This window comes from Parageobacillus caldoxylosilyticus (assembly GCF_019272935.1).
Lineage (GTDB): Bacteria > Bacillota > Bacilli > Bacillales > Anoxybacillaceae > Saccharococcus > Saccharococcus caldoxylosilyticus.
In genome coordinates, this window is sequence record NZ_CP040553.1 from 1,598,068 (window position 1) to 1,624,865 (window position 26,798).

Here is a 26,798-nt window from a genome sequence, read left to right on the forward strand (position 1 = left end):
TGATAGTGATGGAGGAATATTCCCCCATCACTATCGGTTAAGCTTATTCTTTCGTGACGGCGTCTTTTTCAGCTGCTTTTTCCTTTTCTGCCGGTTTCACTTCCGAAACAATCGCATCGGCAGCATGGTCTTCGTCCTCATCGAAGTTTTCCATATTAACTTCTTGTTCATCGCTCGTTAAAATCGTCACATCCATGCCTAAGCTTTGCAGCTCTTTAATTAAAACTTTAAACGACTCCGGCACACCTGGCTCCGGTATGTTTTCCCCTTTAACAATTGCTTCGTATGTCTTCACGCGACCAACCACATCGTCCGATTTGACGGTAAGTATTTCTTGCAATGTATACGCAGCACCGTAAGCTTCGAGCGCCCATACTTCCATTTCGCCGAAACGTTGTCCGCCAAATTGCGCTTTCCCACCGAGCGGTTGCTGCGTAACAAGCGAGTACGGTCCCGTTGAGCGAGCATGAAGCTTATCGTCAACCATGTGCGCCAGCTTAATCATATACATAATGCCGACCGATACGCGGTTGTCAAACGGTTCTCCCGTTCTGCCATCGTATAGAACCGTTTTTGCATCACGCGGCATCCCCGCTTCTTCCAGTATATTCCACACATCTTCTTCTGTAGCGCCGTCAAATACCGGCGACGCAATATGAAGACCGAGTTTTTTCGCGGCCATCCCAAGATGCAGCTCAAACACTTGCCCGATGTTCATCCGCGACGGAACGCCTAACGGGTTTAACATAATATCAATCGGTGTGCCATCCGGCAAGAACGGCATATCTTCTTCCGGCAAGATGCGGGAAATAACCCCTTTGTTTCCGTGGCGGCCTGCCATTTTATCGCCTTCGGAAATTTTCCGTTTTTGCACAATATAGACGCGGACAAGCTGATTGACGCCAGGCGGAAGCTCATCGCCGTCTTCGCGGTTAAATACTTTCACATCGAGCACAATACCGCCGCCGCCATGCGGAACGCGCAGCGATGTATCGCGCACCTCGCGTGCTTTTTCCCCGAAGATGGCGTGCAACAACCGTTCTTCGGCTGTAAGCTCCGTCATTCCTTTTGGTGTTACTTTACCAACGAGCAAATCGCCGTCTTTTACTTCCGCACCGATGCGGACAATTCCGCGCTCATCTAAATTCTTTAGCGCATCCTCCCCGACGTTTGGAATATCGCGCGTAATTTCCTCTGGACCAAGTTTCGTATCGCGGGATTCCGCTTCATACTCCTCGATATGGATCGATGTATATACGTCCTCTTTGACGAGGCGTTCGCTCATAATAATTGCGTCTTCGTAGTTATAGCCGTCCCAAGTCATAAAGGCAACAAGCACGTTGCGGCCAAGCGCAAGCTCACCTTTGTCCATCGACGGACCGTCTGCTAAAATTTCACCTTTTTCAACAATGTCACCTTTTTTCACAATCGGACGCTGATTGTAGCAAGTTCCTTGGTTCGAGCGGACAAATTTCAACAGACGATATTTGTCAAGGTCTCCTTTTACTTCCTTTCCGTCTACTTCAATGAGACGGCGAACCCAAATTTCTTTGGCCTCTACCCGTTCGACAATACCGCGATGTTTACAAATAACAGCGGCACCGGAGTCTTTCGCCGATACATATTCCATTCCTGTACCGACAATTGGCGCTTCCGGCTCTAACAGCGGAACTGCTTGACGCTGCATGTTCGCACCCATAAGCGCGCGGTTCGAGTCGTCGTTTTCTAAGAACGGGATGCACGCCGTCGCTGCCGATACAACTTGCTTTGGCGACACGTCCATATAGTCAACGCGGTCGCGTTTGACGACAATGTTTTCCCCGCGGAAACGTGCGACAACATTTTCTTCTAAGAACGTTCCATCTTCCGCAAGCGGGACGTTCGCCTGAGCCACAACATAGTTGTCCTCTTCGTCTGCCGTTAAGTAATCAATTTGATCGGTTACTCTTCCTGTTTCCGGGTCGACGCGCCGATACGGCGTTTCAATGAAACCGAATTTATTGACTTTCGCATAAGTCGATAACGAGTTAATTAATCCAATGTTTGGACCCTCAGGGGTTTCAATCGGACACATCCGTCCATAGTGGGAGTAGTGAACGTCGCGCACCTCAAACCCTGCGCGCTCCCGCGTCAGCCCACCTGGTCCTAACGCCGAAAGACGGCGCTTATGCGTTAATTCGGCAAGCGGGTTCGTTTGGTCCATAAATTGCGAAAGCTGCGAGCTTCCGAAAAACTCTTTAATCGCAGCGATGACCGGCCGAATGTTGATCAATTGCTGCGGTGTAATCGTGTTTGTATCTTGAATGGACATACGCTCGCGAACAACCCGCTCCATACGAGATAAACCGATGCGGAATTGGTTTTGCAACAATTCACCGACCGAACGAAGACGACGGTTTCCTAAATGGTCGATATCGTCCGTATCGCCAACCCCATGCAGCAAGTTAAAGAAATAGCTGATGGAAGCGATAATATCCGCTGGAGTAATATGTTTGACATCTTCAGCAATATAGCCGTTGCTGATGACGTTGATCACTTTTTCGTTGTCCGGGTCATTTGGCGAGTAAATTTTAATCGACTGCACAGAAATCGGCTCGTCTACTACGCCCCCGTTAGGTTTATAAGTTTGCAAGCCAATGCCTTTTTCAAGGTATGGCAGCAAACGATTTAACATTCTGCGGTCAATGATTGCTCCTTTTTCGGCAATAATCTCGCCTGTTTCCGGATCGATTAATGTTTCGGCAAGACGTTGGTTAAACAGGCGGTTTTTAATATGGAGCTTTTTATTAATTTTATAACGTCCGACGCTTGCTAAATCATAGCGTTTCGGATCAAAAAAGCGAGAGATTAACAAGTTTTTCGCGTTTTCAATCGTCGGCGGTTCGCCTGGGCGCAGGCGCTCGTAAATTTCAATGAGCGCTTTTTCGGTGCTATCCGTATTATCTTTTTCAAGCGTGTTGCGCAAATACTCATTGTCGCCGATCAAATCAATAATTTCTTGATCGGAACCAAACCCGAGCGCACGAAGAAGCACCGTAACTGGCAGTTTACGTGTGCGATCAATGCGAACATATACAACATCTTTGGCGTCAGTTTCGTATTCTAGCCAGGCGCCGCGATTCGGAATCACGGTCGCTGAATAGCCTCGTTTTCCGTTTTTATCCACTTTGTCGCTGTAGTACACGCTCGGAGAGCGGACAAGCTGGGATACAATAACCCGCTCTGCCCCGTTAATGATAAACGTCCCTGTTTCTGTCATTAACGGGAAATCACCCATAAACACATCTTGTTCCTTTACTTCACCTGTCTCTTTGTTAATTAAACGGACTTTTACGCGAAGCGGCGCAGCATATGTAACATCGCGTTCTTTCGCTTCTTCTACCGTATATTTCGGCTCCCCTAAACTATAATCAATAAATTCAAGAGAAAGATTACCGGAAAAGTCTTCGATCGGGGAAATTTCGCGGAACATTTCCCGCAATCCTTCATCAAGAAACCATTTGTAAGAGGAAGTTTGAATCTCAATAAGATTCGGCAATTCGAGCACTTCACTAATGCGCGCGTAACTTCTCCGTTGGCGGTGTCGTCCATATTGAACTAGTCGGCCTGTCAAGTGATTCACCCCTCAAATGTAAACATTAATCAAATTGGAAGGTAAACATGGAGCCATGCTTTTCATGGAGAAAAAAAGAAAATGGTTTCTATCATAGAAAACCATATTTTCACCTGTTTATTGATTTTATCATTTTTTCCATTATCACCAAAATTATACGTACCATCCTACTAGGGAAATGTACACATTTAGCATTGTATAATGTTATCACAACCCAAAAACACTGTCAACATTTTTTCGCCTTTATGATATAATATCCTTTTTTCTTCGCTACCACTTCTGCGTGTGAAAACACTTCTTCCAATTTTTTTAACGCAGACGGCGCCCCTTGCTTTTTTTGAATGACAACCCACAGCTCCCCATTTTCGTAAAGATGGTCAGCGCTTTGTTCAAAAATGGCGTGAACAACGCGTTTCCCGGCACGAATCGGCGGATTGGTTAAAATCGCAGCAAATTTTTTATCGCCTACTTGCGCAAATAAATCACTTTCATAAATCGTTACATTTTTAATATCGTTGGCCTGTTTATTTTCTATAGCCAACTCGATCGCGCGCTTGTTAATATCCACCATGTCTACATGGCGGTGTGGAAAGGACTTTGCAACCGCCAAGCCGATCGGACCATATCCGCAGCCAATATCCAAAAAACCGCCCTCTATATCCGGTTCCATAAACGTTTCAATCAACAGCCGCGTGCCAAAATCGACTTCCCGTTTGGAAAATACGCCGCTGTCCGTGGTAAATACGAACTTATTGCCCCGTAATACAAACGTCCACGTATGAGGATGGCTTTCCGATGACGGGTTGGAAGAATAATAATGTTCGCTCAATTTCATCACCTTTCTTTTGCCCATCTATCTTCCATCATACCCATTTTTGCAGTAAAAAAGCCCGCTGGTTTCAGCGGGCTTTTCTTGTAAACAGCAATTATTTTACTTCTACGCTAGCGCCAACTTCTTCAAGTTTTGCTTTGATTTCTTCTGCTTCTTCTTTCGAAACGCCTTCTTTAATTGGTTTTGGAGTGTTATCAACTAAGTCTTTTGCTTCTTTTAAGCCAAGACCAGTGATTTCGCGAACAACTTTGATAACTTTAATTTTTTGCGCACCAGCATCAGCAAGAATAACATCGAATTCTGTTTTTTCAGCAGCAGCTTCGCCGCCAGCAGCAGCGCCGCCAGCAACCACTACAGGAGCAGCAGCAGTTACGCCGAACTCTTCTTCAATTGCTTTTACTAATTCATTTAATTCTAATACTGTCATATTTTTAACCGCTTCAATGATTTGTTCTTTTGTCATTGTCAGTTCCTCCTTAATTTATAATTTTATGCATATATGGATGCGAGATTATGCGCCTTGCTCTTCTTTTTTATCCGCAACCGCTTTTGTAACAAGCGCAAAGTTGCGAATTGGAGCCTGAAGAACGCTAAGCAACATAGAAAGCAAGCCTTCGCGGGAAGGAAGTTTTGCAAGCGCATTGATTTCTTCCAGCGTTGCAATGTTGCCTTCAATGACACCTGCTTTAATTTCAAGTGCTTCATGGTCTTTGGCAAATTCACTTAAAATTTTTGCAGGCGCTACGACATCTTCATTGCTAAATGCAATCGCATTTGGTCCAGTAAATACGTCGCTTAATCCTTCTAATCCAACTTCCGCCAGCGCGCGGCGGGTTAATGTGTTTTTATACACTTTGAACTCAACGCCCGCTTCGCGGAGCTGCTTGCGGAGCTCTGTAATTTCCGCTACGTTTAAGCCGCGGTAGTCTACGATAACCGTAGATTTGCTGGCGCGGAATTTTTCAGCTATCTCTGCTACAATTTGTTTTTTGAGTTCGATCGCGCTGCTCATTTTTACACCTCCTGTAGAAGATAAAATGAAAACACCACTTATACCGCATCAGTAAAAAACCTCCATGCCACGTAGACATGGAGGTATCGCAAAACGCGCAAAACGGCCTTGAACGCGTTTTTCTATCGCACAAATACCTCGGTAGGAAATTAAGCTCCTAAGAGCACCTACTGTCTACGGTACAAATGATATTCATTTTTTCAGACAAAAGACATTTTACTAAAAGGATGGAAAGAAGTCAATATTTTATTGTGCTACCGCTACTGTAGATGGGTCTACTTTGATGCCAGGCCCCATCGTCGAAGTAACCGTTACATTTTTCACGTACGTACCTTTTGCAGCGGCTGGTTTTGCTTTTAAAATCGCTTCGTAAATCGTAGCGAAGTTTTCTACCAGTTTTTCGTTGTCAAACGACACTTTGCCGATCGGCACGTGGATGTTGCCGGCTTTGTCAACGCGATATTCGACTTTACCAGCTTTAATTTCTTGCACCGCTTTCGCGACATCAAATGTAACGGTGCCAGTTTTCGGGTTTGGCATTAATCCTTTTGGACCTAAAATACGTCCCAGTTTACCAACTTCACCCATCATGTCAGGTGTTGCGACAACGACATCAAAATCAAACCAACCTTGTTGGATTTTGTTGATATATTCTGTATCGCCAACGTAGTCGGCGCCAGCTGCTTCCGCTTCTTTCGCTTTTTCCCCTTTAGCGAATACTAATACGCGCTGTACTTTCCCTGTACCATGAGGCAATACAACCGCGCCGCGAATTTGTTGGTCCGCTTTTTTCGGATCCACGCCTAAACGGAACGCAACTTCCACCGTAGCATCAAATTTAGCAATGTTCGTTTTTTTCACCAGTTCAATCGCTTCTGCGATTGGATACGCTTTAAAGCGGTCTACAAGTTTCAATGCTTCTAAGTATTTTTTTCCTCTTTTTGGCATACATAATTCCTCCTCATTGTGGTTTTAGCGGAATAACCTCCCACGAATAAAGGTTGCGAAAAGGATCACTCCTTGTAGTCGCAACCTCCTCAGCCAACACTATGCACATTAGTCTTCGATAACAATGCCCATGCTGCGGGCTGTACCTTCAACCATGCGCATCGCAGCCTCAATGCTTGCTGCGTTTAAATCCGGCATTTTCATTTCTGCAATTTCACGCACTTTGTCGCGTTTGATTGTCGCTACTTTGTTACGGTTTGGTTCACCAGAACCGGATTCAATGCCGGCCGCTTTTTTCAGCAACACTGCAGCTGGCGGAGTTTTTGTAATAAATGTAAATGAACGGTCCTCAAACACCGTAATTTCAACTGGAATAATCAAACCCGCTTGGTCAGCTGTGCGAGCATTGAACTCTTTACAAAACGCCATAATATTAACACCGGCTTGACCTAATGCAGGACCAACTGGCGGTGCCGGATTCGCTTTCCCCGCAGGAATTTGCAGTTTGACGACTTTTACAACTTTTTTTGCCACGAGACACACCTCCTTAAGTCCGTGATGTGGTATTAGGGATAGTCCCTCCCACTCATAAGGCTAATGTCATATAGCCTTTTTCCATATCTCCCGTTTCGGTTGAGAGGATCTGCGTGTTAAAAAATCACAGTGCTCCCTTATACACTTGTATAAGTTCATTGCCTGTACAGAAATATATTTGTCTCGGTTTACGAGACATACTGACTTTAAAATATTATCACTTTTCGATTTTGATTGCAAGTTCTTTTCCATCATATTTTTTCAATCTGCGAAAATTCCAACTCCACCGGTGTTTCACGGCCAAACATATTCACAAGCACTTTCACTTTTCGTTTATCCACATCGATCGCTTCTATTTTACCAGTAAAGTTAGTAAAAGGACCTTCTTTTACCCTTACCGTTTCATTTAGTTCATAATCTATATCGATGTCTGTCAATGGCATGCCCATCCGTTTTAAAATCATTTTCACTTCTTCTTCCATCAATGGGGTTGGTTTAGAGCCAGCCCCGCTTGAACCGACAAATCCCGTTACCCCAGGAGTATTGCGCACCACATACCAAGAATCATCGGTCATCACCATTTCCACTAGTACATAGCCTGGAAATACTTTCTTTTTCGTCGTTTTTCTTTTGCCGTTTTTCACATCTGTTTCTGTTTCTTCGGGAACGACAACGCGAAATATTTTATCCTGCATACCCATGGATTCGACGCGTTTTTCTAAATTGGCCTTTACTTTATTTTCATAACCGGAATACGTATGAATCACATACCAATTTTTTTCCATTGATTAGGACTTAACTGTCCTTTCCCTCCCCAAATCGGTTTCATTTCCTTTTTTAAGCAAAACAAAAACCCGTTACCGGGTCAGACGCTCACATTATTATCTTTCATTATATCATATCGGCAGCAGACTTATTCAAAAACAAAACGAATTAATTCGGAAATACCTAAATCAATAACGGCAAAAAACACCGTAAAAAACGTAACGGTAGCTAATACAATAGCGGTATAATTAACTAATTCCTTCCGGTTTGGCCAACTTACTTTTTTCATTTCTCGTGCTACTTCTTTAAAAAAGTTTACGATTCGCTGCATGATTAGTAACCTCCAACAGACTTGAAAAACTGCTCACATAGCGCTACTTCGTTTCACGGTGGAGCGTATGCATGTTGCAAATTTTACAAAATTTATTCGCTTCAAAGCGTTCCGCTGCATGGCTTATTTTTTTCATCGTTACATAATTTCGGCTGCCGCATTTACTGCAAGCTAAAATCACTTTTTTTCGCATGGGTGTCCCACCGTTCTATAAGGATGTCCATAAAAATTTACCACACCCTCATTTCACTGTCAACGGCAGATTTTTTTGCCTTTATGCTAGACGTCCTTAAAGGCTGATTTCGCGGTACTCCAAATATTTTTCCAGCTTTCTTTTTACACGCTGAAGAGCGTTATCAATCGATTTGACATGGCGGTTCAATTCTTCAGAAATTTCTTGGTACGAACGTCCATCTAAATACAAAGCAAGCACTTTTCTCTCTAAATCGCTAAGAAGTTCTGCCATTTTGACCTCAATATCGTCTACTTTTTCGCGATTAACAATAAGCTCTTCCGGATCCGTCGCTCTTGTGCCGGAAATGACATCCATCAACGTCCTGTCTGATTCATCATCATAGATAGGCTTATCTAAGGAAACGTATGAATTCAACGGAATATGTTTTTGCCTTGTTGCCGTTTTAATAGCCGTAATCATCTGCCTTGTGATGCAAAGTTCTGCAAACGCTTTAAAAGAGGAGAGCTTGTCCCCCTTAAAATCGCGAACCGCCTTGTACAGGCCGATCATCCCTTCTTGAACAATATCTTCCCGATCAGCGCCGACTAAAAAATAAGAGCGGGCTTTAGCACGTACGAAATTTTGGTATTTATGAATTAAAAAATCTAGCGCATCCCCATCCCCTTGATGTACCAACTCTACTAACCGTTCATCTTCCATGTTTTTGTAATCACTGTACATTTTTTCCTTGAAGCATTGACCCACGCTGATCCCCCGACCGCATAAATCGCTAGAATTTATTATACAGTACAAATTTTTACAGCGTCAACCACTCACTTTTGACCTCTTCGCCATTTTTCGAAAATTTTAGCAACTTCTTCGGTTAACGGGACTTTGGACATCGGGGTTTGTTGCTGCATGTGTTGCAGTTTTTTGGAAATATCTTTTTCGATCGTCTCCATTTCTGCTAAAAGCTCACGGGCTGACTTTCGCAGCGCTCCTTGACTAAAAATCGTCCATTGCTCCGTATAATCCGACGTAGCAACATACACCTTCGTTCGTACATTGATTAAGCTTTTAGCCAACCGTTCAATGCGCTCGTCCGCCGTTTCATGTTCTTTCGTAAATATTACTTCGACTTGATGGTTTTTATATTTTTTCTCATTCCCTTGTACGAGGTGTGCATCAAAAACAATAATGACTCGGTCTCCTGTAAATGCTTGATACTCCGCCATTTTGTCAATCAGCAAATCCCTTGCCGTGGCAAGGTCATCTTCCTCTTTTAGTTCGCGGAGTTCCGGCCAAGCACCGATAATGTTATAGCCATCAACAATTAAAATATTCATCATTTATTCTCCTAACGGATATCGCTTGCGGTACACCTCATACATGAGAATGCTTGCAGCGACGGAAGCATTCAATGATGTCACATGCCCTCTCATCGGCAGACGAAGGAGAAAATCGCATTTTTCTAAAACAAGTCTGCTGATTCCTTTTCCTTCACTGCCAATTACCAGAGCCAATGGCATTGTTCCGTCAAAGGAGCGGTAGTCGTCTTTTGCTTTCGCATCAGTCCCGACAATCCACACCCCACGCTCTTTTAATTCGTCGATCGTTCTCGCTAAATTTGTCACTCTAGCAACGGGAATATGCTCGATAGCGCCTGTGGAAGCTTTCGCTACCGTCGCCGTCAAGCCGACAGAACGCCGCTTCGGAATAATAATGCCGTGCGCCCCTACCGCATCAGCCGTTCGCATAATGGATCCTAAATTATGCGGATCTTCTAGTTCATCGAGAATAAGAAAAAACGGCGGTTCGCTTTTTTCCGATGCCCGGGCGAATAAATCGTCGATTTCGTAGTAACGGTATGCTGCAACTTGAGCCACCACTCCTTGGTGTGTCCCTTCTACCATTTGATCGAGCTTTTTTTTCGGAACGTATTGCACAAGCACACCATTTTGTTTTGCAAGCTGAATAATCGGCTGCACAGAGTGGCGCTGCACCCCTTCTGCGATCCAAATTTTATTGATCTCCCGCTGCGACTTCAACGCTTCCATCACTGGGTTTCTCCCAATAATAAAATCCATCGTTACAACGTCCTTTCCTTACTTTCAATAATCGCAAATGAACAACGAATTAGCTCTTCTACCCGCTTTTCATTTTTCCCTAAAAAATGATAGCCAATCAATGCTTCAAACGCCGTGCTATACCGGTACGTCTGCACGTCCGTATTTTTCGGAATCGTGCCGGATTTGGCGTTTCTCCCCCGGCGTACAATAGCCCGTTCCTCTTCCGTTAATAATTCTTTTTCCAATAAAGCTAGTAACACTTTAGCCTGCGCTTTGGCTGATACATATTGAATGGCTTGGCGATGAAGCTGGTGCGGTTTCACGCTGCCATTGGCAAGAAGGTGATGCCGTACATATACTTCGTAGACGGCATCACCGATGTAGGCAAGCGCTAATCCATTTAGCTGTTTTACATCTTTGATCGGCTGTAGCAAGCTCATCCCTTTTATCCTCTTTTCCATCTTGTTCCTTGCGGCGTATCTTCTAAAATAATGTTTTTCGCTTTTAATTGATCACGAATTTGATCGGCTAAGGCAAAATTGCGGTTTTTTCTTGCTTCATTCCGCTTTTTGATAAGCTCTTCAATTTCCTCATCTAATAATTCTTCCTCTTGCAGCGTAATGCCAAGCACATCGAGCAGCTGTTCGAACTCGCGTAAAAACGCATGAATGACGCGTTCCGATGTATTTTTCTCATGCAAATATAAATTCGCTTGTTTCGCCAGCTCAAATAACACGGCGATTCCATTAGCTGTATTAAAATCGTCGTCCATTTCGCGGATAAACGCCTCATGCTGCTCGTAAATCCGCTCAAGCCATTGCTCGTCGTCATCAGTTAAATTGGTGCTGCTTTGCAATCGATGTTTTAAGTTAAAATAGGATGTTTTTAACCGTTCTAATCCTTTTTTCGCGCTTTCTAACAGCTCGTCGCTATAGTTGATCGGATGGCGGTAATGAACCGAAAGCATAAAGAACCGTAGCACTTGTGGATCGATTTGCTGGATAATATCATGAACGAGCACGAAGTTGCCAAGCGATTTTGACATTTTTTCATTGTTAATATTTAAATATCCGTTATGCAGCCAATATTTTGCAAACGGTTTTCCCGTTAATGCTTCCGATTGGGCGATCTCATTTTCATGATGAGGAAATGTCAAATCCTGGCCGCCAGCATGAATATCAATCGTATCTCCTAAATATTTGCGCGCCATGGCTGAGCATTCGATATGCCATCCCGGACGGCCTTTTCCCCACGGGCTGTCCCAGCAAATTTCCCCTTCTTTTGCCGCTTTCCATAAAGCAAAGTCAAGCGGGTCGTCTTTCTTTTCCCCGATTTCGATGCGCGCTCCCGCTCTTAGTTCGTCAATGGACTGGTGAGAAAGTTTTCCGTACTCCGCAAATTTTCTTGTGCGATAATACACATCGCCGTCGACTTCATATGCATACCCTTTATCGATTAGCGCTTGAATAAACGCAATAATGACATCGATATTTTCGGTGACGCGCGGATGCACATCCGCTTTTTTGCAGCCGAGTGCGGTAATATCTTCAAAATATGCTTGAATAAACCGCTCGGCAATCGTCGGTACATCTTCCCCTAGCTCCCGCGCTGCTTTAATTAATTTGTCATCGACATCGGTAAAATTGGATACATATGTCACTTCATAGCCGCGGAACTCTAAGTAGCGTCGAATGGTATCAAATACGATCGCGGCGCGGGCGTTGCCGATATGAATATAGTTATATACCGTCGGACCGCATACATACATTTTCACCTTATTTGGTTCGAGCGGTTCAAACGTTTCTTTTTTTCTTGTTAGCGTATTATAAAGCCGAATGCTGCTCATGTTCGCTCTTCCTTTCCTGTTTTAAGCTCTCGATTTCGCTGCGCAATTTGGCAATTTCCGCTTCCAGCTCTTTAATGCGATCAGCCACTGGATCTGGCAAGTCTGTATGGTTTAAGTCTTTTTTCACTCTCACCCCGTCACGGACAACCACCCGTCCCGGAATCCCGACAACGGTCGAGTTTGGCGGCACGTCTTTTAAGACGACCGAACCAGCGCCTATTTTCGAGTTTTCCCCGATCGTAATCGATCCAAGCACTTTTGCTCCTGCCGCAATTAAGCAGTTATCTTTGATCGTCGGATGGCGCTTCCCTTTCTCTTTCCCGGTCCCGCCTAATGTTACGCCTTGGTATACAGTTACATTATCGCCAATTTCACACGTTTCGCCAATAACCACTCCCATGCCATGGTCGATGAAAAAGCGACGGCCGATTTTCGCTCCCGGATGAATTTCAATACCGGTAAAAAAGCGGCTGATTTGCGAAATCAAACGGGCGAGAAAATAAAATTTACGTTTGTACAACGCATGAGCAATGCGATGCGCCCAAATCGCATGCAAACCGGAATACGTTAAAATCACCTCTAAATAGCTTCTTGCCGCCGGGTCTTGCTCAAAAATCACTTCAATATCTTCTTTTAGTGTTTTAAACATATAGTCCTCCCTCCACCATTATTCAATAATTTGCATTATATCGATAACGGTTTTGTTTTTTCATTAGAAAAAAGCGCCTCTGTGCCAAAGACACAGAGACGCTCTGCGCGCGGTTCCACTCTGTTTAGCTAAACGATCGTTTAGCCCGCTCTAGTCTGATAACGGAGAAACTCCGCTCCCATCTACTACAGAACGTCCCTGTTCCGGTTCGAAAGGAGGCTCCGAGGGGCATTTCGGAAAACATCGGTCATGAATCACTTCCAGCCAAGGTGATTCTCTCTGGAATGCCAATGTTTCCTACTTCTCCTCATCAACGCTTTTTCCATATTTTCATTTTTACTTAACTATATGAAAAGCGTACAAAAATGGTTAATGAATAACTTTTTCTAATCGGCTGATCACTTTTTCTTTTCCTAGTAATTGGAGCGCAAACGGCAATTCCGGACCGTGAGTTTGCCCGGTTACGGCGACGCGGATTGGCATAAACAATTTTTTCCCTTTTTGTCCTGTCGACTTTTGCACGGATTTAATCGCCGCTTTAATATTGTCCGCCGTAAATGGCTCGAGTTGCTTCACTTCTTCTAAAAATGCTTTCAATACATCCGGAACTTGTTCTTCCGCCAACACTTGTTTTGCCTCTTCATTATACTCAATCTCTTCTTTAAAGAACAGCTCCGATAGCTCTACAATTTCTGCTCCGTAACTCATTTGCTCTTGATATAGGGCAATTAAATCGCGCGCCCATTGCCGCTGTTCTTCGCTCATTTGCTCCGGCAGGCGCCCTGCTTTAATTAAATGCGGCAAAGAAATTTCCACCAGCCGGTCTAAATCTAGCTTTTTAATATATTGGTTATTCATCCATGTCAGCTTTTTCGTATCGAACATCGACGGCGATTTGGACAATCGGGAAACATCAAAAATACGGATTAGTTCTTCTTTCGAGAAAATTTCTTCTTCTCCTTCCGGCGACCAGCCTAACAGCGCAAAAAAGTTGAACATCGCTTCCGGAAGATAGCCAAGCTCCTTATACTGCGAGACAAATTGAATAATCGACTCGTCGCGTTTCGAAAGCTTTTTGCGCTGCTCATTTACGATCAAGGTTAGATGGGCAAATTGCGGCGGCTCCCAGCCGAAATAGTCGTACACCATCAGCTGTTTCGGCGTGTTCGATAAGTGCTCTTCGCCGCGGAACACATGTGTGATTTTCATTAAATGATCATCGATGACAACGGCGAAATTGTATGTCGGGATGCCGTTCGCTTTCATAATAACCCAATCGCCGATATCTTTCGATTCAAACGTCACTTTTCCGCGCACCATATCTTCAAATTCATATGTCTTTCCTTCAGGAACTTTGATGCGGATCGTATATGGCTTTCCTTCCGCTTCCAATTTGGCAACTTGTTCTTTCGTTAAATGGCGGCATTTTCCGCTATATTGCGGCGCCGCGATGCCTGCTGCTCTTTGTGCTTCCCGCTCTTTTTCGAGCTCTTCCGGCGTACAGAAACATTTATAGGCGTATCCTTTTTCTAAAAGTTCATCAACATATTTACGGTATATATCAAGACGTTCTGTTTGGCGATACGGACCATATCCTCCGTCTTTATCGACGGATTCATCATAATCAATACCGAGCCATTTTAAATTTTCCAGCTGCGATTGTTCGCCGCCTTCTACGTTGCGTTCAATATCCGTATCCTCAATGCGTACAATAAATTTTCCGTTATGATGACGGGCAAATAAATAGTTAAACAAAGCTGTCCGCGCCCCGCCAATATGCAAATGGCCGGTTGGACTTGGTGCATAGCGCACTCGTACTTCTTGTGCCATTGTTGATAACCTCCAATATAATCAAGCTTGTACCACTATTGTACATTTTATCGCGGCAGAGTTCAAAATAGATTGTTTTCCGCGATACAGTCCATCGCAGAAGCTTACCGTTTTTGCAATAATACGACTGCCTGCGCAGCAATTCCTTCTTCCCGGCCGGTAAAGCCCAGCTTTTCCGTCGTTGTGGCTTTTACATTGACTTGTGATGGTTCTCCTTCTAACAATTCGGCAATTTTCTCTTTCATTTGTTCAATATATGGCGCCATTTTCGGCTTTTGCGCAATAATCGTGCAATCGACGTTCACAAGCACGTATCCTTGCTGTTTGACTAGCTCCCATACATGTTTTAATAATAACGCGGAATCCGCGTCTTTAAAACGGTTGTCCGTGTCCGGGAAATGCTTCCCGATGTCGCCGGCGCCGATCGCCCCTAGACAAGCGTCTGCAACCGCATGCAGCAATACGTCGGCGTCGGAATGGCCAAGCAGCCCTTTTTCGTAGGGAATGCGAACGCCACCTATAATTAAAGGACGACCATGAACAAACTGATGCACATCAAATCCTTGACCAATGCGAAACATGTCGTTCCCCCTCCCGTTATAAACTGGCGCGGCTCGATAAAATCGCTTCCGCAAACAATAGGTCATCCGGTGTCGTTAATTTAATATTGCGGTAATCGCCTTCCACAATCTTTACTTTTCCGCCGATTCGCTCGACGAGGCTGGCATCGTCCGTGCCGATATAACCTTCCTTTTTTGCTTGCTCATGTGCCTGTAAAATGAGAGAAACATGAAAAGCTTGTGGAGTTTGTACAGCCCACAAGCTAGAACGTTCCATCGTCTCTTTCACAAACTGTCCGTGGACTTTCTTGATCGTATCTTTGACGCGAACCGCCGGAACCGCTGCGCCATACTCATTTGCTGCTGTTACTAATTCATGAATGTGCTCCACGGTAACGAATGGACGGGCGCCATCGTGAATAAGGACAATATTGCTGTTTTTGAGCGCTTTCAGCCCATTGTACACGCTATGCTGCCGCTCTTTGCCGCCGTTGACCACTGCGATAATTTTGTTGAGATGAAAGCGGGAAAATAATTGTTCAAATCGGGTTCTTTCCGCTTCGTTAATCACCACAATAATGCCGTCGCACCATTCATCGCTGTCAAACACTTTCAATGTGCGCACGATCAACGGTTCATGACGAAGCTCAATGAACTGTTTATTCACTCCCGCTCTCATTCGCTTTCCTTGCCCAGCTGCTGGAATGACTACCTCATACTTCATTGCCGTTTCCCCTATTCATTTGTTTAAAGTGCTTTTTGCAACAGTTTTAGCTTGGCAAAAATCATTCTCCCTGCAGATGTTTGTAACACGCTCGTCACCAATACGTCAACCCGTTTGCCAATGTACTCTTTTCCATCCTCGACGACGATCATCGTGCCATCATCTAAATACGCTACTCCTTGATTATGCTCTTTGCCATCTTTGATGACATGGACGTTTAATTCTTCCCCAGGCAGAACAACCGGTTTCACCGCATTGGCTAAATCGTTAATATTAAGAACACGCACATTTTGCAGCTCACATACTTTATTTAAATTAAAATCGTTCGTAACGACAACTCCTGATAACAATTTTGCTAACTTCACCAGCTTGCTGTCGACTTCCTGAATATCATCAAAATCGCCTTCATAAATTTCTACTTTTATATCCAATTCTTTTTGGATGCGATTTAAAATGTCCAGCCCGCGGCGGCCGCGGTTGCGTTTCAACACATCGGAAGAATCGGCAATATGTTGCAATTCTTCCAGCACAAAGCGCGGAATGACAATGGGTCCTTCTAAAAAACCAGTTTGACAAATGTCTGCAATCCGACCGTCAATAATGACGCTTGTATCTAAAATTTTCACTGAACCGCCCTTTGGCTGCTCTGCCTCTCCTTCTCCACTTTTTCTCTTCGCCATTCGGTTAGAAAGAGAAAATAAGTTCATTAATTCATGCCGTTTGCTAAAACCAACGCGGAATCCTAAATAACCGAGCAAAATCGTCAAAAAGATTGGCAGAACCGTATTGACAACTTGAATGTGAAACGATTGCAGCGGCATGACAACTAAAAATGCGATAATAAGGCCAAAAATAAGCCCTAAACTGCCAAACAATAAATCGGCAACAGGCACTTTAACGAGCGATTCTTCCATCCAACGAATCATATCAACTACATAATCGACTAGCCAAAATGTCAACATAAAGAAAATAATTGCCCCTAATATTGCCAATGTATAGGAATTATTTAAGAGCGGGACAGTGCTTATATGCATGATCCGCAATAAATCAGGCAAAAAAACAGCACCTAATGTTCCTCCGACAACAAGAAAAAATAGCTGCACGATCCGCTTTACCATGTCTGGATCTTCACCTCCCTATTTAACATTATAAACAGTTTCCAATGTTTGAAACCAATAATAGCATAGTTTTTAATGTTTTTTAAACATTTGGCATAGGTTTGTAACGATTTTACTGCAACGTATGCTCGAGCGCCTCGGAAACGTGGGATACACCAATGACCGTTATATGCTTAGGAGGATTCCAGCCCGTTAAGTTGTTTTTTGGAATAATAATACGAGAAAAGCCTAATTTGACGGCCTCTTGCACGCGCTGTTCGATGCGGGACACGCGGCGCACTTCCCCGGTTAAACCGACCTCGCCGATAATCACATCAGACGGATTCGTCGGCTGGTCGCGAAAGCTGGAGGCAATGCTGACGGCGATCGCCAAATCAATCGCTGGTTCATCCAATTTGACTCCTCCTGCCACTTTCAAATAGGCATCTTGATTTTGCAAAAGCAGACCTACCCGCTTCTCTAATACCGCCATCAACAAAGAAACACGGTTATGGTCAATACCGGTTGCCATCCGCCGCGGATTGCCAAAGCTCGTTGGCGATACTAACGCTTGAATTTCGACTAATACAGGACGAGTTCCTTCCATCGCCGCGACAACCGTTGAACCCGCCGCACCGCGGGAGCGTTCTTCCAAAAACACCTCTGAAGGATTTTCGACTTCGGCAAGCCCTACATCCCTCATTTCGAAAATGCCAATTTCATTGGTAGAACCAAACCGGTTTTTTACCGCCCGCAAAATGCGATACGTATGATGCCGCTCCCCTTCGAAATAAAGAACAGTATCAACCATATGCTCTAAAATTCGCGGACCGGCAATGGCACCCTCTTTCGTCACATGCCCGACGATAAAAACAGCGATTCCTTTCGTTTTCGCGATTTTCATTAATTCTGCCGTGCATTCGCGCACTTGCGCCACACTTCCCGGAGCAGATGTAATATCAGCGCGATACACGGTTTGAATAGAGTCAATGACCACACAAGCAGGGTGAATATTTTCTATTGCTTCTACAATATATTCCAAATCTGCCTCCGCTAACACATACAATTGATCGGAGACCACATGGAGGCGGTCAGCGCGCAGCTTCATTTGCTTAATCGATTCTTCGCCTGATATATACAATACTTTATGCTGCATCGCAGCAAGCTGCGCAGAAACTTGCAACAAAAGCGTTGACTTTCCAATACCAGGATCCCCGCCGATTAACACGAGCGAACCTTTTACAATTCCTCCGCCTAATACGCGGTTAAATTCGGACATATTCGTTTGCATGCGCGGCTCCTGCGTGGTCGTTACGGTAGTAATCGGCACCGGTTTAGCCAAGGCATCAGATGCAGAATGGACAAACACTCCTCTTGTTGCCGGCTTTACTCGCTCTATTTCTTCGACCAGCGAATTCCAAGTGTTGCATCCCGGACATCTTCCAAGCCATTTCGCTGATTCATAGCCGCATTCTTGACAAACAAATTTCGTTTTCTTTTTCCCCATCGAAAAAACCCTCTCTTTTTTTACATTGAAACAAAAAGGTATGGGCAATGGAGCTGCCGCATACCTTTCGCAAAAACTTTGATTACATTACCGCTTGTTCTGATAATACAACGAATTCTCCGTCTTTAACATCGACAATGACTTTTTGTCCTTTTGCAATCGTTCCTTTTAACAGCTCTTCCGACAAACGGTCTTCGATATGTTTTTGTAGAGCGCGGCGCAGTGGGCGAGCACCATACTCTGGGTCATATCCTTCCGAGGCAATTTTTTCAATCGCCGCATCCGTCAGCTCTAAATCAATATCTTGCTCTTTTAAGCGTTTGATTAATGTGTCTGCCATCAGTCTGACAATTTGTTTTAAATGTTGTTTTTCGAGCGAATGGAAGACGATAATTTCATCAATTCGGTTTAAAAACTCCGGACGGAACGCTTTCTTTAACTCATCCATGACTTTTCCTTTCATGTCTTTGTACTTCTGATCTTCATCTTGGACGCTAAAGCCGACGTATTTATTCCGTTTCAACGCGTCCGCGCCGACGTTCGACGTCATGATGATAATCGTATTACGGAAATCTACCGTTCTTCCTTTCGAATCGGTTAAACGACCGTCTTCTAGCACTTGCAGCAAAATGTTAAATACGTCCGGATGGGCTTTTTCCATTTCATCCAGCAATACGACCGAATACGGCTTGCGGCGCACTTTTTCGGTCAGCTGGCCGCCTTCTTCATATCCGACATAACCAGGAGGCGATCCGATTAAACGGGACGTCGAGTGTTTCTCCATGTATTCCGACATATCGATGCGGATAAGAGCGTCTTCATCGCCGAACATCGCTTCAGCAAGCGCTCGGGCCAGCTCCGTTTTTCCAACCCCAGTCGGTCCAAGGAAAATAAATGAGCCGATTGGACGTTTTGGATCTTTTAATCCAGCACGGGCGCGGCGCACTGCTTTTGCTACGGCTTTGACGGCCTCGTCTTGCCCAACGACACGCGAATGTAAAATTTCTTCTAGTTTCAGCAAGCGCTCGGTTTCTGTTTGCGCCAATTTTGAAACTGGGATTCCTGTCCAGCTCGATACGACCATGGCAATGTCCTCGACCGTTACTTCCGAATTTTCTTGGCCTTGCTTTTCCTTCCATGCCCGTTTTGTTTCTTCTAGTTCTTCACGCAGCCGTTGCTCCATATCACGCAAGGAAGCCGCTTTTTCAAATTCTTGGCTTTGTACTGCAGCATCTTTTTCTTTCCGGATTTCCTCCAGTTTTTGTTCCAGTTCTTTTAATTTCGGCGGAGCGGTAAAGGAACGAAGACGGACTTTTGAGCAAGCTTCATCAATTAAGTCAATCGCTTTATCCGGGAGAAAACGATCTGTAATATACCGGTCGGATAATTTGACCGCTTGAATGATCGCTTCATCGGAAATAGAAACACGGTGATGCGCTTCATAACGGTCACGCAGCCCTTTTAAAATTTGAATCGATTCTTCCACCGTTGGCTCGTCAACATAAATCGGCTGGAAGCGGCGTTCTAGTGCTGCATCCTTTTCAATATATTTGCGGTATTCATCCAATGTCGTCGCACCGATACATTGCAGCTCCCCGCGAGCAAGAGCCGGTTTTAAAATGTTCGATGCGTCGATCGCGCCTTCTGCTCCGCCGGCGCCAATCAAAGTATGAAGCTCGTCAATGAACAGAATGATATTCCCCGCCTGACGAATTTCATCCATCACTTTTTTCAAACGATCTTCAAACTCGCCGCGATATTTCGTACCGGCTACGACCGTTCCCATATCCAGCGTCATCACCCGCTTATCGCGGAGCGTTTCCGGCACTTCATTGTTGACAATTTGCTGCGCAAGCCCTTCAGCAATTGCCGTTTTCCCTACACCAGGCTCCCCGATCAACACCGGGTTATTTTTCGTGCGCCGGCTTAACACTTCAATTACGCGCTGAATTTCTTTGCTTCGGCCAATAACAGGGTCCAATCGACCTTCGCGGGCAATCGCCGTTAAATCGCGGGCCAAGCTGTCTAATGTCGGCGTGCTGACATGGGAAGCACCGCTTCCTGAATGGCCCGAAACCGATTCGTTGCTTCCGAGCAGCTGCAATACTTGCTGGCGCGCTTTATTCAAGCTGACTCCCAAGTTGTTAAGTACACGGGCCGCCACCCCTTCGCCTTCGCGAATAAGACCAAGCAAAATATGTTCGGTGCCCACATAGGAATGGCCAAGTTTTCTCGCTTCGTCCATGGATAATTCAATAACCTTTTTCGCCCGCGGTGTATAGTGAATCGTATGGGAAACTTCTTGTCCGCGACCAATCAGCGACTCCACTTCTTTTTGAATTTTTTCCGGCCCAAGTCCCAACGCCATTAATGCTTTCGCTGCGATTCCTTCCCCTTCGCGGATCAGTCCTAACAAAATATGTTCCGTGCCAATATTGTTATGGCCCAGGCGTATCGCTTCTTCTTGGGCTAGCGCTAATACTTTTTGCGCCCGTTCCGTAAATCTGCCAAACATCATTATTCATCACCCTCCATATTTTTTCTCTCTTCCATTTTCAGACGTTCCCGTATTAATGCCGCTCGACGAACATCCCTCTCCTCTGGTCTCAGCGCACCGCCGGCGTATTGTTGCAAAAACCCAGGCTGCGTCAAAATCATTAGCTCATTTAAAATATTGCGCGAAATATTTTTAATGTATCCTAAATCAATTCCTAAACGCACGTCGGACAAACACTGCGCCGCTTCTTTCGATTCAATCATCCGACAGTTGGCCAATATTCCATACGAGCGGAATACTCTGTCTTCTAATTTTATGTTTAAAGTTTTGACTAATGCCTCCCTTGCCATTCGCTCTTGGGCGATTAATTGCTTAACGATGCTTTGTAAATCTTCGACAATATCTTCCTCTGATTTTCCTAATGTAATTTGGTTTGATATTTGAAATATATTACCTAAAGCCTCACTTCCTTCTCCGTATGTTCCGCGTACTACCAACCCCAATTGATTAATAGCTGGAATAATGCGGTTGATTTGCTGTGTTAAAACGAGGGCAGGAAGGTGCATCATCACAGAGGCGCGCATCCCTGTCCCAACGTTGGTTGGGCAGCTTGTTAAATAGCCGAGTTTTTCATCGAAGGCATAATTCACATGCTCTTCAATCCAATCATCCAGCTCATTCGCTGCTTCCAATGCTTCGGTTAATTGCAACCCTGGAAATAAGCATTGAATGCGAATATGGTCTTCTTCGTTAATCATAATACTCACTTCTTCATTTTCCGATAGCAGGCAAGCACCGAATGGCGAATCTTCTGCCAAATGTGGGCTAATTAGATGTTTTTCTACTAATACCCTTTTTTCAATCGGCTGAAGCTCTGACATTTTTAACAATTCAAAACGTCCGACCGAATGATAAGAGCGATGGGCAAATGTCTGTTCGAATAGGGAAACAATTTGTTGTGCCTCCTCGCTGCTAAACACGGTTGGGAAACGGAAGTCAACGATGTTTCGTGCCAAACGGATACGGCTGCTTAACACGATATCGGAATCAGGACCTTCCTGGCTCATCCAAGAACTAACGGCCGTATTAAAAAACTTTTCAAATGACATACCGCTACATTTCCCCCTCTCCACGCTGACGCAGCTGATATTCCAAAGAACGAATTTGGTCGCGGACTTCTGCCGCCTTTTCAAATTCCTCTCTCGCTACAAGTTCCTGCAGCTTTTGTTTTAGGACGAAGATTTGTTTGCGCAGATGAAGCACTCCGCCTTTTCGTTTCGGTATTTTCCCGGAATGGGTCGTATTTCCGCTATGAAGTCTTTTTAATATTGGGGGCAAATATCGCGCAAATGTCCGATAACAGTCGGAGCAGCCAAAGCGCCCGATTTGGGTGAATTGATGATAGGTCATTTTACATGTTTCACATTGTAAAATATCCGGGCCTGAGAACGTATTGGTGGTCATTTCTTTCATCGGCGTTTGGAAATTAAGCAATCCGGCTAATAGATTGTTTAAAGAAAAATCATCGTTTTCGTAAAACATAAACATATCGCCATGCTCTTTCGCGCATTGTTCACAAAGATGAAATTCGGTTTTTTCGCCGTTGATAATTTTCGTAAAATGCATCGTCGCTGGTCTTTGTTTACACTCTTGACATATCAACGCGGTCCCCTCCCCTATTTGTATTTCAGCGATGTTAACATCGCTTTGAGCATGCGCGCCCGCAGCTCATCCCGCTGCGGCAAATCGATATATAAAACAGAGCGATCCATCACGCTTAACATAATCTTTGCTTCCCGCTCAGAAATGACTTTTTCCTCGACAAGGCGTTCAATGATATCTTCTGCATTGGATTGGCTGATGCGGTGTCCGACTAATTCCAACAATTGATCGATTAATTGCGCCTCGCTTTTCGTTTTCACTTTCATAATGCGGATATAGCCGCCGCCTCCACGTTTGCTTTCGACAATATACCCTCTCTCGAGCGTAAACCTTGTATTGATCACATAATTAATTTGTGATGGAACGCACTGAAATTTATTAGCAATTTCACTGCGTTTAATCTCGACAATGTCTTCGTCGCTCATATTTAATACCTGTTTTAAATATTGCTCAATGATATCAGAAATATTTGGCACTCTACCCTCCTCCTTAACAATCAAAGTTGACTTTGACTATATTTGACCTTACCTCTACTATATAGTGTATTACAAAAAAATGCAAGAGTTACCGACAAAAATGACTAGTCATAGGATATCCTTTTTTGCCAAAAATGAAACACCAATATCGGTTTTACATATGGTCAAGGAAAGAAAAATAAACAAATGAGGCAAAAAAAGAAGCATGCCCTTCATAAGAAAGACATGCTTCTTCATCCTGCCTAGCGACGACCTACTCTTGCAGGGGCGCTGGCCCCAACTACCATCGGCGCTGGAGAGCTTAACTTCCGTGTTCGGGATGGGAACGGGTGTTTCCTCTCCGCTATAGTCACTAGGCAAGTAATGGACAAGTTTTATTATAATGGAACTATACTCATTGTCAAGAGGTTTTCATTCCTTCAAAACTAGATAACCGTCTGCTTGGAAGAAGCCGGGCGTCCTGCGCTTTTCGTACTGTCTAGCTCCGGCTCGCCGCCGCTCGGGGTCAAATAACCTTCGCCTTCGGGATGCAAGCATCCCTCCAGGCGAAGAACATTTGCCCTTCGCGGCGAACCGCTCGCCTACGCTTTTCTTGGTTAAGTCCTCGATCGATTAGTATCCGTCAGCTCCACGTGTCGCCACGCTTCCACCTCGGACCTATCGACCTCGTCATCTTCGAGGGATCTTACTCGCTTGACGCGATGGGAAATCTCATCTTGAGGGGGGCTTCACGCTTAGATGCTTTCAGCGCTTATCCCTTCCGCACATAGCTACCCAGCGGTGCCCCTGGCGGGACAACTGGTACACCAGCGGTGCGTCCATCCCGGTCCTCTCGTACTAAGGACAGCTCCTCTCAAATTTCCTGCGCCCGCGACGGATAGGGACCGAACTGTCTCACGACGTTCTGAACCCAGCTCGCGTACCGCTTTAATGGGCGAACAGCCCAACCCTTGGGACCGACTACAGCCCCAGGATGCGATGAGCCGACATCGAGGTGCCAAACCTCCCCGTCGATGTGGACTCTTGGGGGAGATCAGCCTGTTATCCCCGGGGTAGCTTTTATCCGTTGAGCGATGGCCCTTCCATACGGAACCACCGGATCACTAAGCCCGACTTTCGTCCCTGCTCGACCTGTCCGTCTCGCAGTCAAGCTCCCTTGTGCCTTTGCACTCTCCGAATGATTTCCAACCATTCTGAGGGAACCTTTGGGCGCCTCCGTTACCTTTTGGGAGGCGACCGCCCCAGTCAAACTGCCCACCTGACACTGTCTCCCACCCCGATAAGGGGTGCGGGTTAGAATTTCAATACCGCCAGGGTGGTATCCCACCGGCGCCTCCACCGAAGCTGGCGCTCCGGCTTCCCAGGCTCCCACCTATCCTGTACAAGCGATACCAAAATTCCATATCAGGCTGCAGTAAAGCTCCACGGGGTCTTTCCGTCCTGTCGCGGGTAACCTGCATCTTCACAGGTAGTATGATTTCACCGGGTCTCTCGTTGAGACAGTGCCCAAGTCGTTACACCTTTCGTGCGGGTCGGAACTTACCCGACAAGGAATTTCGCTACCTTAGGACCGTTATAGTTACGGCCGCCGTTTACTGGGGCTTCGGTTCGCACCTTCGCTTTCGCTAAGCGCTCCCCTTAACCTTCCAGCACCGGGCAGGTGTCAGCCCCTATACTTCGCCTTTCGGCTTCGCAGAGACCTGTGTTTTTGATAAACAGTCGCTTGGGCCTTTTCACTGCGGCTCCCTCGGGCTCATCACCCAAGAGAGCACCCCTTCTCCCGAAGTTACGGGGTCATTTTGCCGAGTTCCTTAACGAGAGTTCTCCCGCGCACCTTAGGATTCTCTCCTCGCCTACCTGTGTCGGTTTGCGGTACGGGCACCTCTCACCTCGCTAGAGGCTTTTCTTGGCAGTGTAGGATCGGGGACTTCGGGACCGATGGTCCCTTCGCCATCACGGCTCAGCCTTTATGCCAGACGGATTTGCCTATCTGGCAGCCTAACCGCTTGGACAGGCTATTCCAGCAGCCTGCTCGCCCTACCTTCCTGCGTCCCCCCATCGCTCGAACGGTGAGGAGGTGGTACAGGAATCTCTACCTGTTGCCCATCACCTACGCCTTTCGGCCTCGGCTTAGGTCCCGACTAACCCTGAGCGGACGAACCTTCCTCAGGAACCCTTAGGCTTTCGGTGCAGAGGATTCTCACCTCTGTTTTCGCTACTCACACCGGCATTCTCACTTCTAAGCGCTCCACGAGTCCTTCCGGTCTCGCTTCGACGCACTTAGAACGCTCCCCTACCGATGACCAGCGGTCATCCCACAGCTTCGGTGGCACGTTTAGCCCCGGTACATTTTCGGCGCAGAGTCACTCGACCAGTGAGCTATTACGCACTCTTTAAATGATGGCTGCTTCTAAGCCAACATCCTGGTTGTCTGGGCAACTCCACATCCTTTTCCACTTAACGTGCACTTTGGGACCTTAGCTGGTGATCTGGGCTGTTTCCCTCTCGACCACGGATCTTATCACTCGTAGTCTGACTCCCAAGGATAAGTCGTTGGCATTCGGAGTTTGACTGAGTTCGGTAACCCGATGAGGGCCCCTAGCTCAATCAGTGCTCTACCTCCAAGACTCTTCCCTTGAGGCTAGCCCTAAAGCTATTTCGGGGAGAACCAGCTATCTCCAGGTTCGATTGGCATTTCACCCCTACCCACACCTCATCCCCGCACTTTTCAACGTGCGTGGGTTCGGGCCTCCAGTAGGTGTTACCCTACCTTCACCCTGGACATGGGTAGATCACCTGGTTTCGGGTCTACGACGACGTACTATACGCCCTATTCAGACTCGCTTTCGCTGCGGCTCCGTCTTTTCGACTTAACCTCGCACGCCATCGTAACTCGCCGGTTCATTCTACAAAAGGCACGCCATCACCCATTAACGGGCTCTGACTACTTGTAGGCACACGGTTTCAGGTTCTCTTTCACTCCCCTTCCGGGGTGCTTTTCACCTTTCCCTCACGGTACTGGTTCACTATCGGTCACTAGGGAGTATTTAGCCTTGGGAGATGGTCCTCCCTGCTTCCGACGGGATTCCCCGTGTCCCGCCGTACTCAGGAGCCACTCGGGAGGGAACGAAGTTTCGACTACAGGGCTGTCACCTTCTCTGGCGGGCCTTTCCAGACCGCTTCGTCTACCCCGTTCCTTTGTCACTCCCATGTGAGTGGTCCTACAACCCCAAGAGGCAAGCCTCTTGGTTTGGGCTGTTCCCGTTTCGCTCGCCGCTACTCAGGGAATCGCGTTTGCTTTCTTCTCCTCCGGGTACTAAGATGTTTCAGTTCCCCGGGTGTGCCCTCCATACCCTATGGATTCAGGTATGGATACTGCCCCATTACGGGCAGTGGGTTCCCCCATTCGGACATCTCCGGATCAACGCTTGCTTACAGCTCCCCGAAGCGTTTCGGCGTTTGCCCCGTCCTTCATCGGCTCCTAGTGCCAAGGCATCCACCGTGCGCCCTTTCTAACTTAACCAACATCAGCGCTTCTCGGCTTCTTCCTTTCGGTTATCTAGTTTTCAAGGAACGAACTTATTTTCCGCATCTGCTTATAGATACAGACCTAAACCATTGAAGGAATAACTAATATTCCTTCAAAACTGAACAAGGCTACTGCCTTTGAA

General features: G+C 45.8%; 24 protein-coding genes, 2 rRNA genes and 2 other annotated features. All 26 genes read right to left on the reverse strand.

Annotated features, from left to right (window positions below):
• Nucleotides 1-43: 43 nt before the first annotated feature.
• The 26 genes from rpoB to BV455_RS08305 all read right to left on the reverse strand — a co-directional run bounded on the left by rpoB (nt 44) and on the right by BV455_RS08305 (nt 26,650).
• A complete protein-coding gene (gene rpoB / locus BV455_RS08180; RefSeq protein WP_042410124.1) occupies nt 44-3,613 on the reverse strand; it encodes a DNA-directed RNA polymerase subunit beta in 3,570 nt (1,189 codons plus the stop codon).
• A 226-nt stretch (nt 3,614-3,839) separates the two neighbouring features.
• Nucleotides 3,840-4,442, reverse strand: coding sequence for a class I SAM-dependent methyltransferase (locus BV455_RS08185; protein WP_026078351.1), 603 nt, complete (start codon nt 4,440-4,442; stop codon nt 3,840-3,842).
• Between the two features lie 97 nt (nt 4,443-4,539).
• Nucleotides 4,540-4,908: a 50S ribosomal protein L7/L12 gene (gene rplL, locus BV455_RS08190; RefSeq protein ID WP_017434027.1), complete on the reverse strand. Its 369-nt coding sequence runs from the start codon at nt 4,906-4,908 to the stop codon at nt 4,540-4,542.
• Nucleotides 4,909-4,956: 48 nt separating this feature from the next.
• Nucleotides 4,957-5,457 carry a 50S ribosomal protein L10 gene (gene rplJ / locus BV455_RS08195; protein ID WP_017434028.1) on the reverse strand — a complete coding sequence of 167 codons (501 nt, stop codon included), beginning with the start codon at nt 5,455-5,457 and terminating at the stop codon, nt 4,957-4,959.
• Nucleotides 5,458-5,501: 44 nt separating this feature from the next.
• Nucleotides 5,502-5,655: a sequence feature (ribosomal protein L10 leader region), on the reverse strand.
• 48 nt (nt 5,656-5,703) lie between these two features.
• A complete protein-coding gene (gene rplA / locus BV455_RS08200) occupies nt 5,704-6,405 on the reverse strand; it encodes a 50S ribosomal protein L1 (RefSeq protein WP_017434029.1) in 702 nt (233 codons plus the stop codon).
• 108 nt (nt 6,406-6,513) lie between these two features.
• Entirely contained in the window at nt 6,514-6,939 is a 426-nt protein-coding gene (gene rplK, locus BV455_RS08205) for a 50S ribosomal protein L11 (protein WP_017434030.1), read from the reverse strand.
• Between the two features lie 251 nt (nt 6,940-7,190).
• Complete coding sequence (gene nusG / locus BV455_RS08210; protein ID WP_017434031.1) at nt 7,191-7,724, reverse strand: transcription termination/antitermination protein NusG; 534 nt, start codon at nt 7,722-7,724, stop codon at nt 7,191-7,193.
• 128 nt (nt 7,725-7,852) lie between these two features.
• The gene (gene secE, locus BV455_RS08215) at nt 7,853-8,035 is read right to left on the reverse strand and encodes a preprotein translocase subunit SecE (RefSeq protein WP_017434032.1); all 183 of its coding nucleotides are present in this window, start codon (nt 8,033-8,035) and stop codon (nt 7,853-7,855) included.
• 43 nt (nt 8,036-8,078) lie between these two features.
• Nucleotides 8,079-8,228, reverse strand: a complete 150-nt coding sequence (rpmG, locus tag BV455_RS08220; protein WP_017434033.1) for a 50S ribosomal protein L33 — start codon at nt 8,226-8,228, stop codon at nt 8,079-8,081.
• 96 nt (nt 8,229-8,324) lie between these two features.
• On the reverse strand, nt 8,325-8,951 hold the full coding sequence (sigH, locus tag BV455_RS08225) for an RNA polymerase sporulation sigma factor SigH (protein ID WP_100225052.1): 627 nt from the start codon (nt 8,949-8,951) through the stop codon (nt 8,325-8,327).
• A 92-nt stretch (nt 8,952-9,043) separates the two neighbouring features.
• Entirely contained in the window at nt 9,044-9,556 is a 513-nt protein-coding gene (locus BV455_RS08230; RefSeq protein WP_026078353.1) for an NYN domain-containing protein, read from the reverse strand.
• Between the two features lie 3 nt (nt 9,557-9,559).
• The gene (gene rlmB / locus BV455_RS08235; protein ID WP_017434036.1) at nt 9,560-10,297 is read right to left on the reverse strand and encodes a 23S rRNA (guanosine(2251)-2'-O)-methyltransferase RlmB; all 738 of its coding nucleotides are present in this window, start codon (nt 10,295-10,297) and stop codon (nt 9,560-9,562) included.
• 2 nt (nt 10,298-10,299) lie between these two features.
• Nucleotides 10,300-10,719 (reverse strand): Mini-ribonuclease 3, encoded by a 420-nt coding sequence (locus tag BV455_RS08240; protein WP_017434037.1) that lies wholly within the window; start codon nt 10,717-10,719, stop codon nt 10,300-10,302.
• A gap of 5 nt (nt 10,720-10,724) precedes the next feature.
• Nucleotides 10,725-12,125 (reverse strand): cysteine--tRNA ligase, encoded by a 1,401-nt coding sequence (gene cysS / locus BV455_RS08245; RefSeq protein WP_017434038.1) that lies wholly within the window; start codon nt 12,123-12,125, stop codon nt 10,725-10,727.
• Nucleotides 12,103-12,774, reverse strand: a complete 672-nt coding sequence (gene cysE, locus BV455_RS08250; RefSeq protein ID WP_017434039.1) for a serine O-acetyltransferase — start codon at nt 12,772-12,774, stop codon at nt 12,103-12,105. The genes cysS and cysE overlap by 23 nt, the downstream gene beginning before the upstream one ends.
• A 91-nt stretch (nt 12,775-12,865) precedes the next feature.
• Nucleotides 12,866-13,097: a binding site (T-box leader), on the reverse strand.
• 46 nt (nt 13,098-13,143) lie between these two features.
• On the reverse strand, nt 13,144-14,604 hold the full coding sequence (gltX, locus tag BV455_RS08255) for a glutamate--tRNA ligase (RefSeq protein WP_042410139.1): 1,461 nt from the start codon (nt 14,602-14,604) through the stop codon (nt 13,144-13,146).
• Between the two features lie 104 nt (nt 14,605-14,708).
• Nucleotides 14,709-15,185 carry a 2-C-methyl-D-erythritol 2,4-cyclodiphosphate synthase gene (gene ispF / locus BV455_RS08260; protein WP_042410141.1) on the reverse strand — a complete coding sequence of 159 codons (477 nt, stop codon included), beginning with the start codon at nt 15,183-15,185 and terminating at the stop codon, nt 14,709-14,711.
• A gap of 16 nt (nt 15,186-15,201) precedes the next feature.
• Nucleotides 15,202-15,888 (reverse strand): 2-C-methyl-D-erythritol 4-phosphate cytidylyltransferase, encoded by a 687-nt coding sequence (gene ispD, locus BV455_RS08265; RefSeq protein ID WP_042410144.1) that lies wholly within the window; start codon nt 15,886-15,888, stop codon nt 15,202-15,204.
• A gap of 23 nt (nt 15,889-15,911) precedes the next feature.
• Nucleotides 15,912-17,006, reverse strand: a complete 1,095-nt coding sequence (locus BV455_RS08270; protein ID WP_042410146.1) for a PIN/TRAM domain-containing protein — start codon at nt 17,004-17,006, stop codon at nt 15,912-15,914.
• Nucleotides 17,007-17,118: 112 nt separating this feature from the next.
• Complete coding sequence (gene radA, locus BV455_RS08275; RefSeq protein WP_017434044.1) at nt 17,119-18,492, reverse strand: DNA repair protein RadA; 1,374 nt, start codon at nt 18,490-18,492, stop codon at nt 17,119-17,121.
• A gap of 82 nt (nt 18,493-18,574) precedes the next feature.
• Nucleotides 18,575-21,010 (reverse strand): ATP-dependent protease ATP-binding subunit ClpC, encoded by a 2,436-nt coding sequence (gene clpC, locus BV455_RS08280; protein WP_017434045.1) that lies wholly within the window; start codon nt 21,008-21,010, stop codon nt 18,575-18,577.
• Complete coding sequence (locus BV455_RS08285) at nt 21,010-22,098, reverse strand: protein-arginine kinase McsB (RefSeq protein ID WP_017434046.1); 1,089 nt, start codon at nt 22,096-22,098, stop codon at nt 21,010-21,012. Before BV455_RS08285 ends, clpC begins: the two co-directional genes overlap by 1 nt.
• 4 nt (nt 22,099-22,102) lie before the next feature.
• On the reverse strand, nt 22,103-22,651 hold the full coding sequence (locus BV455_RS08290) for a protein-arginine kinase activator protein McsA (RefSeq protein ID WP_017434047.1): 549 nt from the start codon (nt 22,649-22,651) through the stop codon (nt 22,103-22,105).
• 14 nt (nt 22,652-22,665) lie between these two features.
• Nucleotides 22,666-23,127: a CtsR family transcriptional regulator gene (locus BV455_RS08295; protein WP_017434048.1), complete on the reverse strand. Its 462-nt coding sequence runs from the start codon at nt 23,125-23,127 to the stop codon at nt 22,666-22,668.
• A 240-nt stretch (nt 23,128-23,367) separates the two neighbouring features.
• Nucleotides 23,368-23,484: ribosomal RNA gene (gene rrf / locus BV455_RS08300) — 5S ribosomal RNA — on the reverse strand.
• A gap of 235 nt (nt 23,485-23,719) precedes the next feature.
• A 23S ribosomal RNA gene (locus tag BV455_RS08305) occupies nt 23,720-26,650 on the reverse strand.
• Nucleotides 26,651-26,798: the final 148 nt, after the last annotated feature.

Coding starts and splice junctions, on each gene's coding strand:
- cysS (WP_017434038.1), bottom strand. CDS start 12,125: ATGAGCAGCATTCGGCTTTATAATACGCTAACAAGAAAAAAAGAAACG.
- gltX (WP_042410139.1), bottom strand. CDS start 14,604: ATGGCACAAGAAGTACGAGTGCGCTATGCACCAAGTCCAACCGGCCAT.
- rplA (WP_017434029.1), bottom strand. CDS start 6,405: ATGCCAAAAAGAGGAAAAAAATACTTAGAAGCATTGAAACTTGTAGAC.
- rlmB (WP_017434036.1), bottom strand. CDS start 10,297: ATGGATTTTATTATTGGGAGAAACCCAGTGATGGAAGCGTTGAAGTCG.
- radA (WP_017434044.1), bottom strand. CDS start 18,492: ATGGGGAAAAAGAAAACGAAATTTGTTTGTCAAGAATGCGGCTATGAA.
- cysE (WP_017434039.1), bottom strand. CDS start 12,774: ATGTTTAAAACACTAAAAGAAGATATTGAAGTGATTTTTGAGCAAGAC.
- BV455_RS08230 (WP_026078353.1), bottom strand. CDS start 9,556: ATGAATATTTTAATTGTTGATGGCTATAACATTATCGGTGCTTGGCCG.
- secE (WP_017434032.1), bottom strand. CDS start 8,035: ATGCAGCGAATCGTAAACTTTTTTAAAGAAGTAGCACGAGAAATGAAA.
- nusG (WP_017434031.1), bottom strand. CDS start 7,724: ATGGAAAAAAATTGGTATGTGATTCATACGTATTCCGGTTATGAAAAT.
- BV455_RS08270 (WP_042410146.1), bottom strand. CDS start 17,006: ATGGTAAAGCGGATCGTGCAGCTATTTTTTCTTGTTGTCGGAGGAACA.
- ispD (WP_042410144.1), bottom strand. CDS start 15,888: ATGAAGTATGAGGTAGTCATTCCAGCAGCTGGGCAAGGAAAGCGAATG.
- ispF (WP_042410141.1), bottom strand. CDS start 15,185: ATGTTTCGCATTGGTCAAGGATTTGATGTGCATCAGTTTGTTCATGGT.
- rplL (WP_017434027.1), bottom strand. CDS start 4,908: ATGACAAAAGAACAAATCATTGAAGCGGTTAAAAATATGACAGTATTA.
- rpmG (WP_017434033.1), bottom strand. CDS start 8,228: ATGCGAAAAAAAGTGATTTTAGCTTGCAGTAAATGCGGCAGCCGAAAT.
- rplJ (WP_017434028.1), bottom strand. CDS start 5,457: ATGAGCAGCGCGATCGAACTCAAAAAACAAATTGTAGCAGAGATAGCT.
- clpC (WP_017434045.1), bottom strand. CDS start 21,010: ATGATGTTTGGCAGATTTACGGAACGGGCGCAAAAAGTATTAGCGCTA.
- BV455_RS08285 (WP_017434046.1), bottom strand. CDS start 22,098: ATGTCATTTGAAAAGTTTTTTAATACGGCCGTTAGTTCTTGGATGAGC.
- sigH (WP_100225052.1), bottom strand. CDS start 8,951: ATGTACAGTGATTACAAAAACATGGAAGATGAACGGTTAGTAGAGTTG.
- BV455_RS08240 (WP_017434037.1), bottom strand. CDS start 10,719: ATGAGCTTGCTACAGCCGATCAAAGATGTAAAACAGCTAAATGGATTA.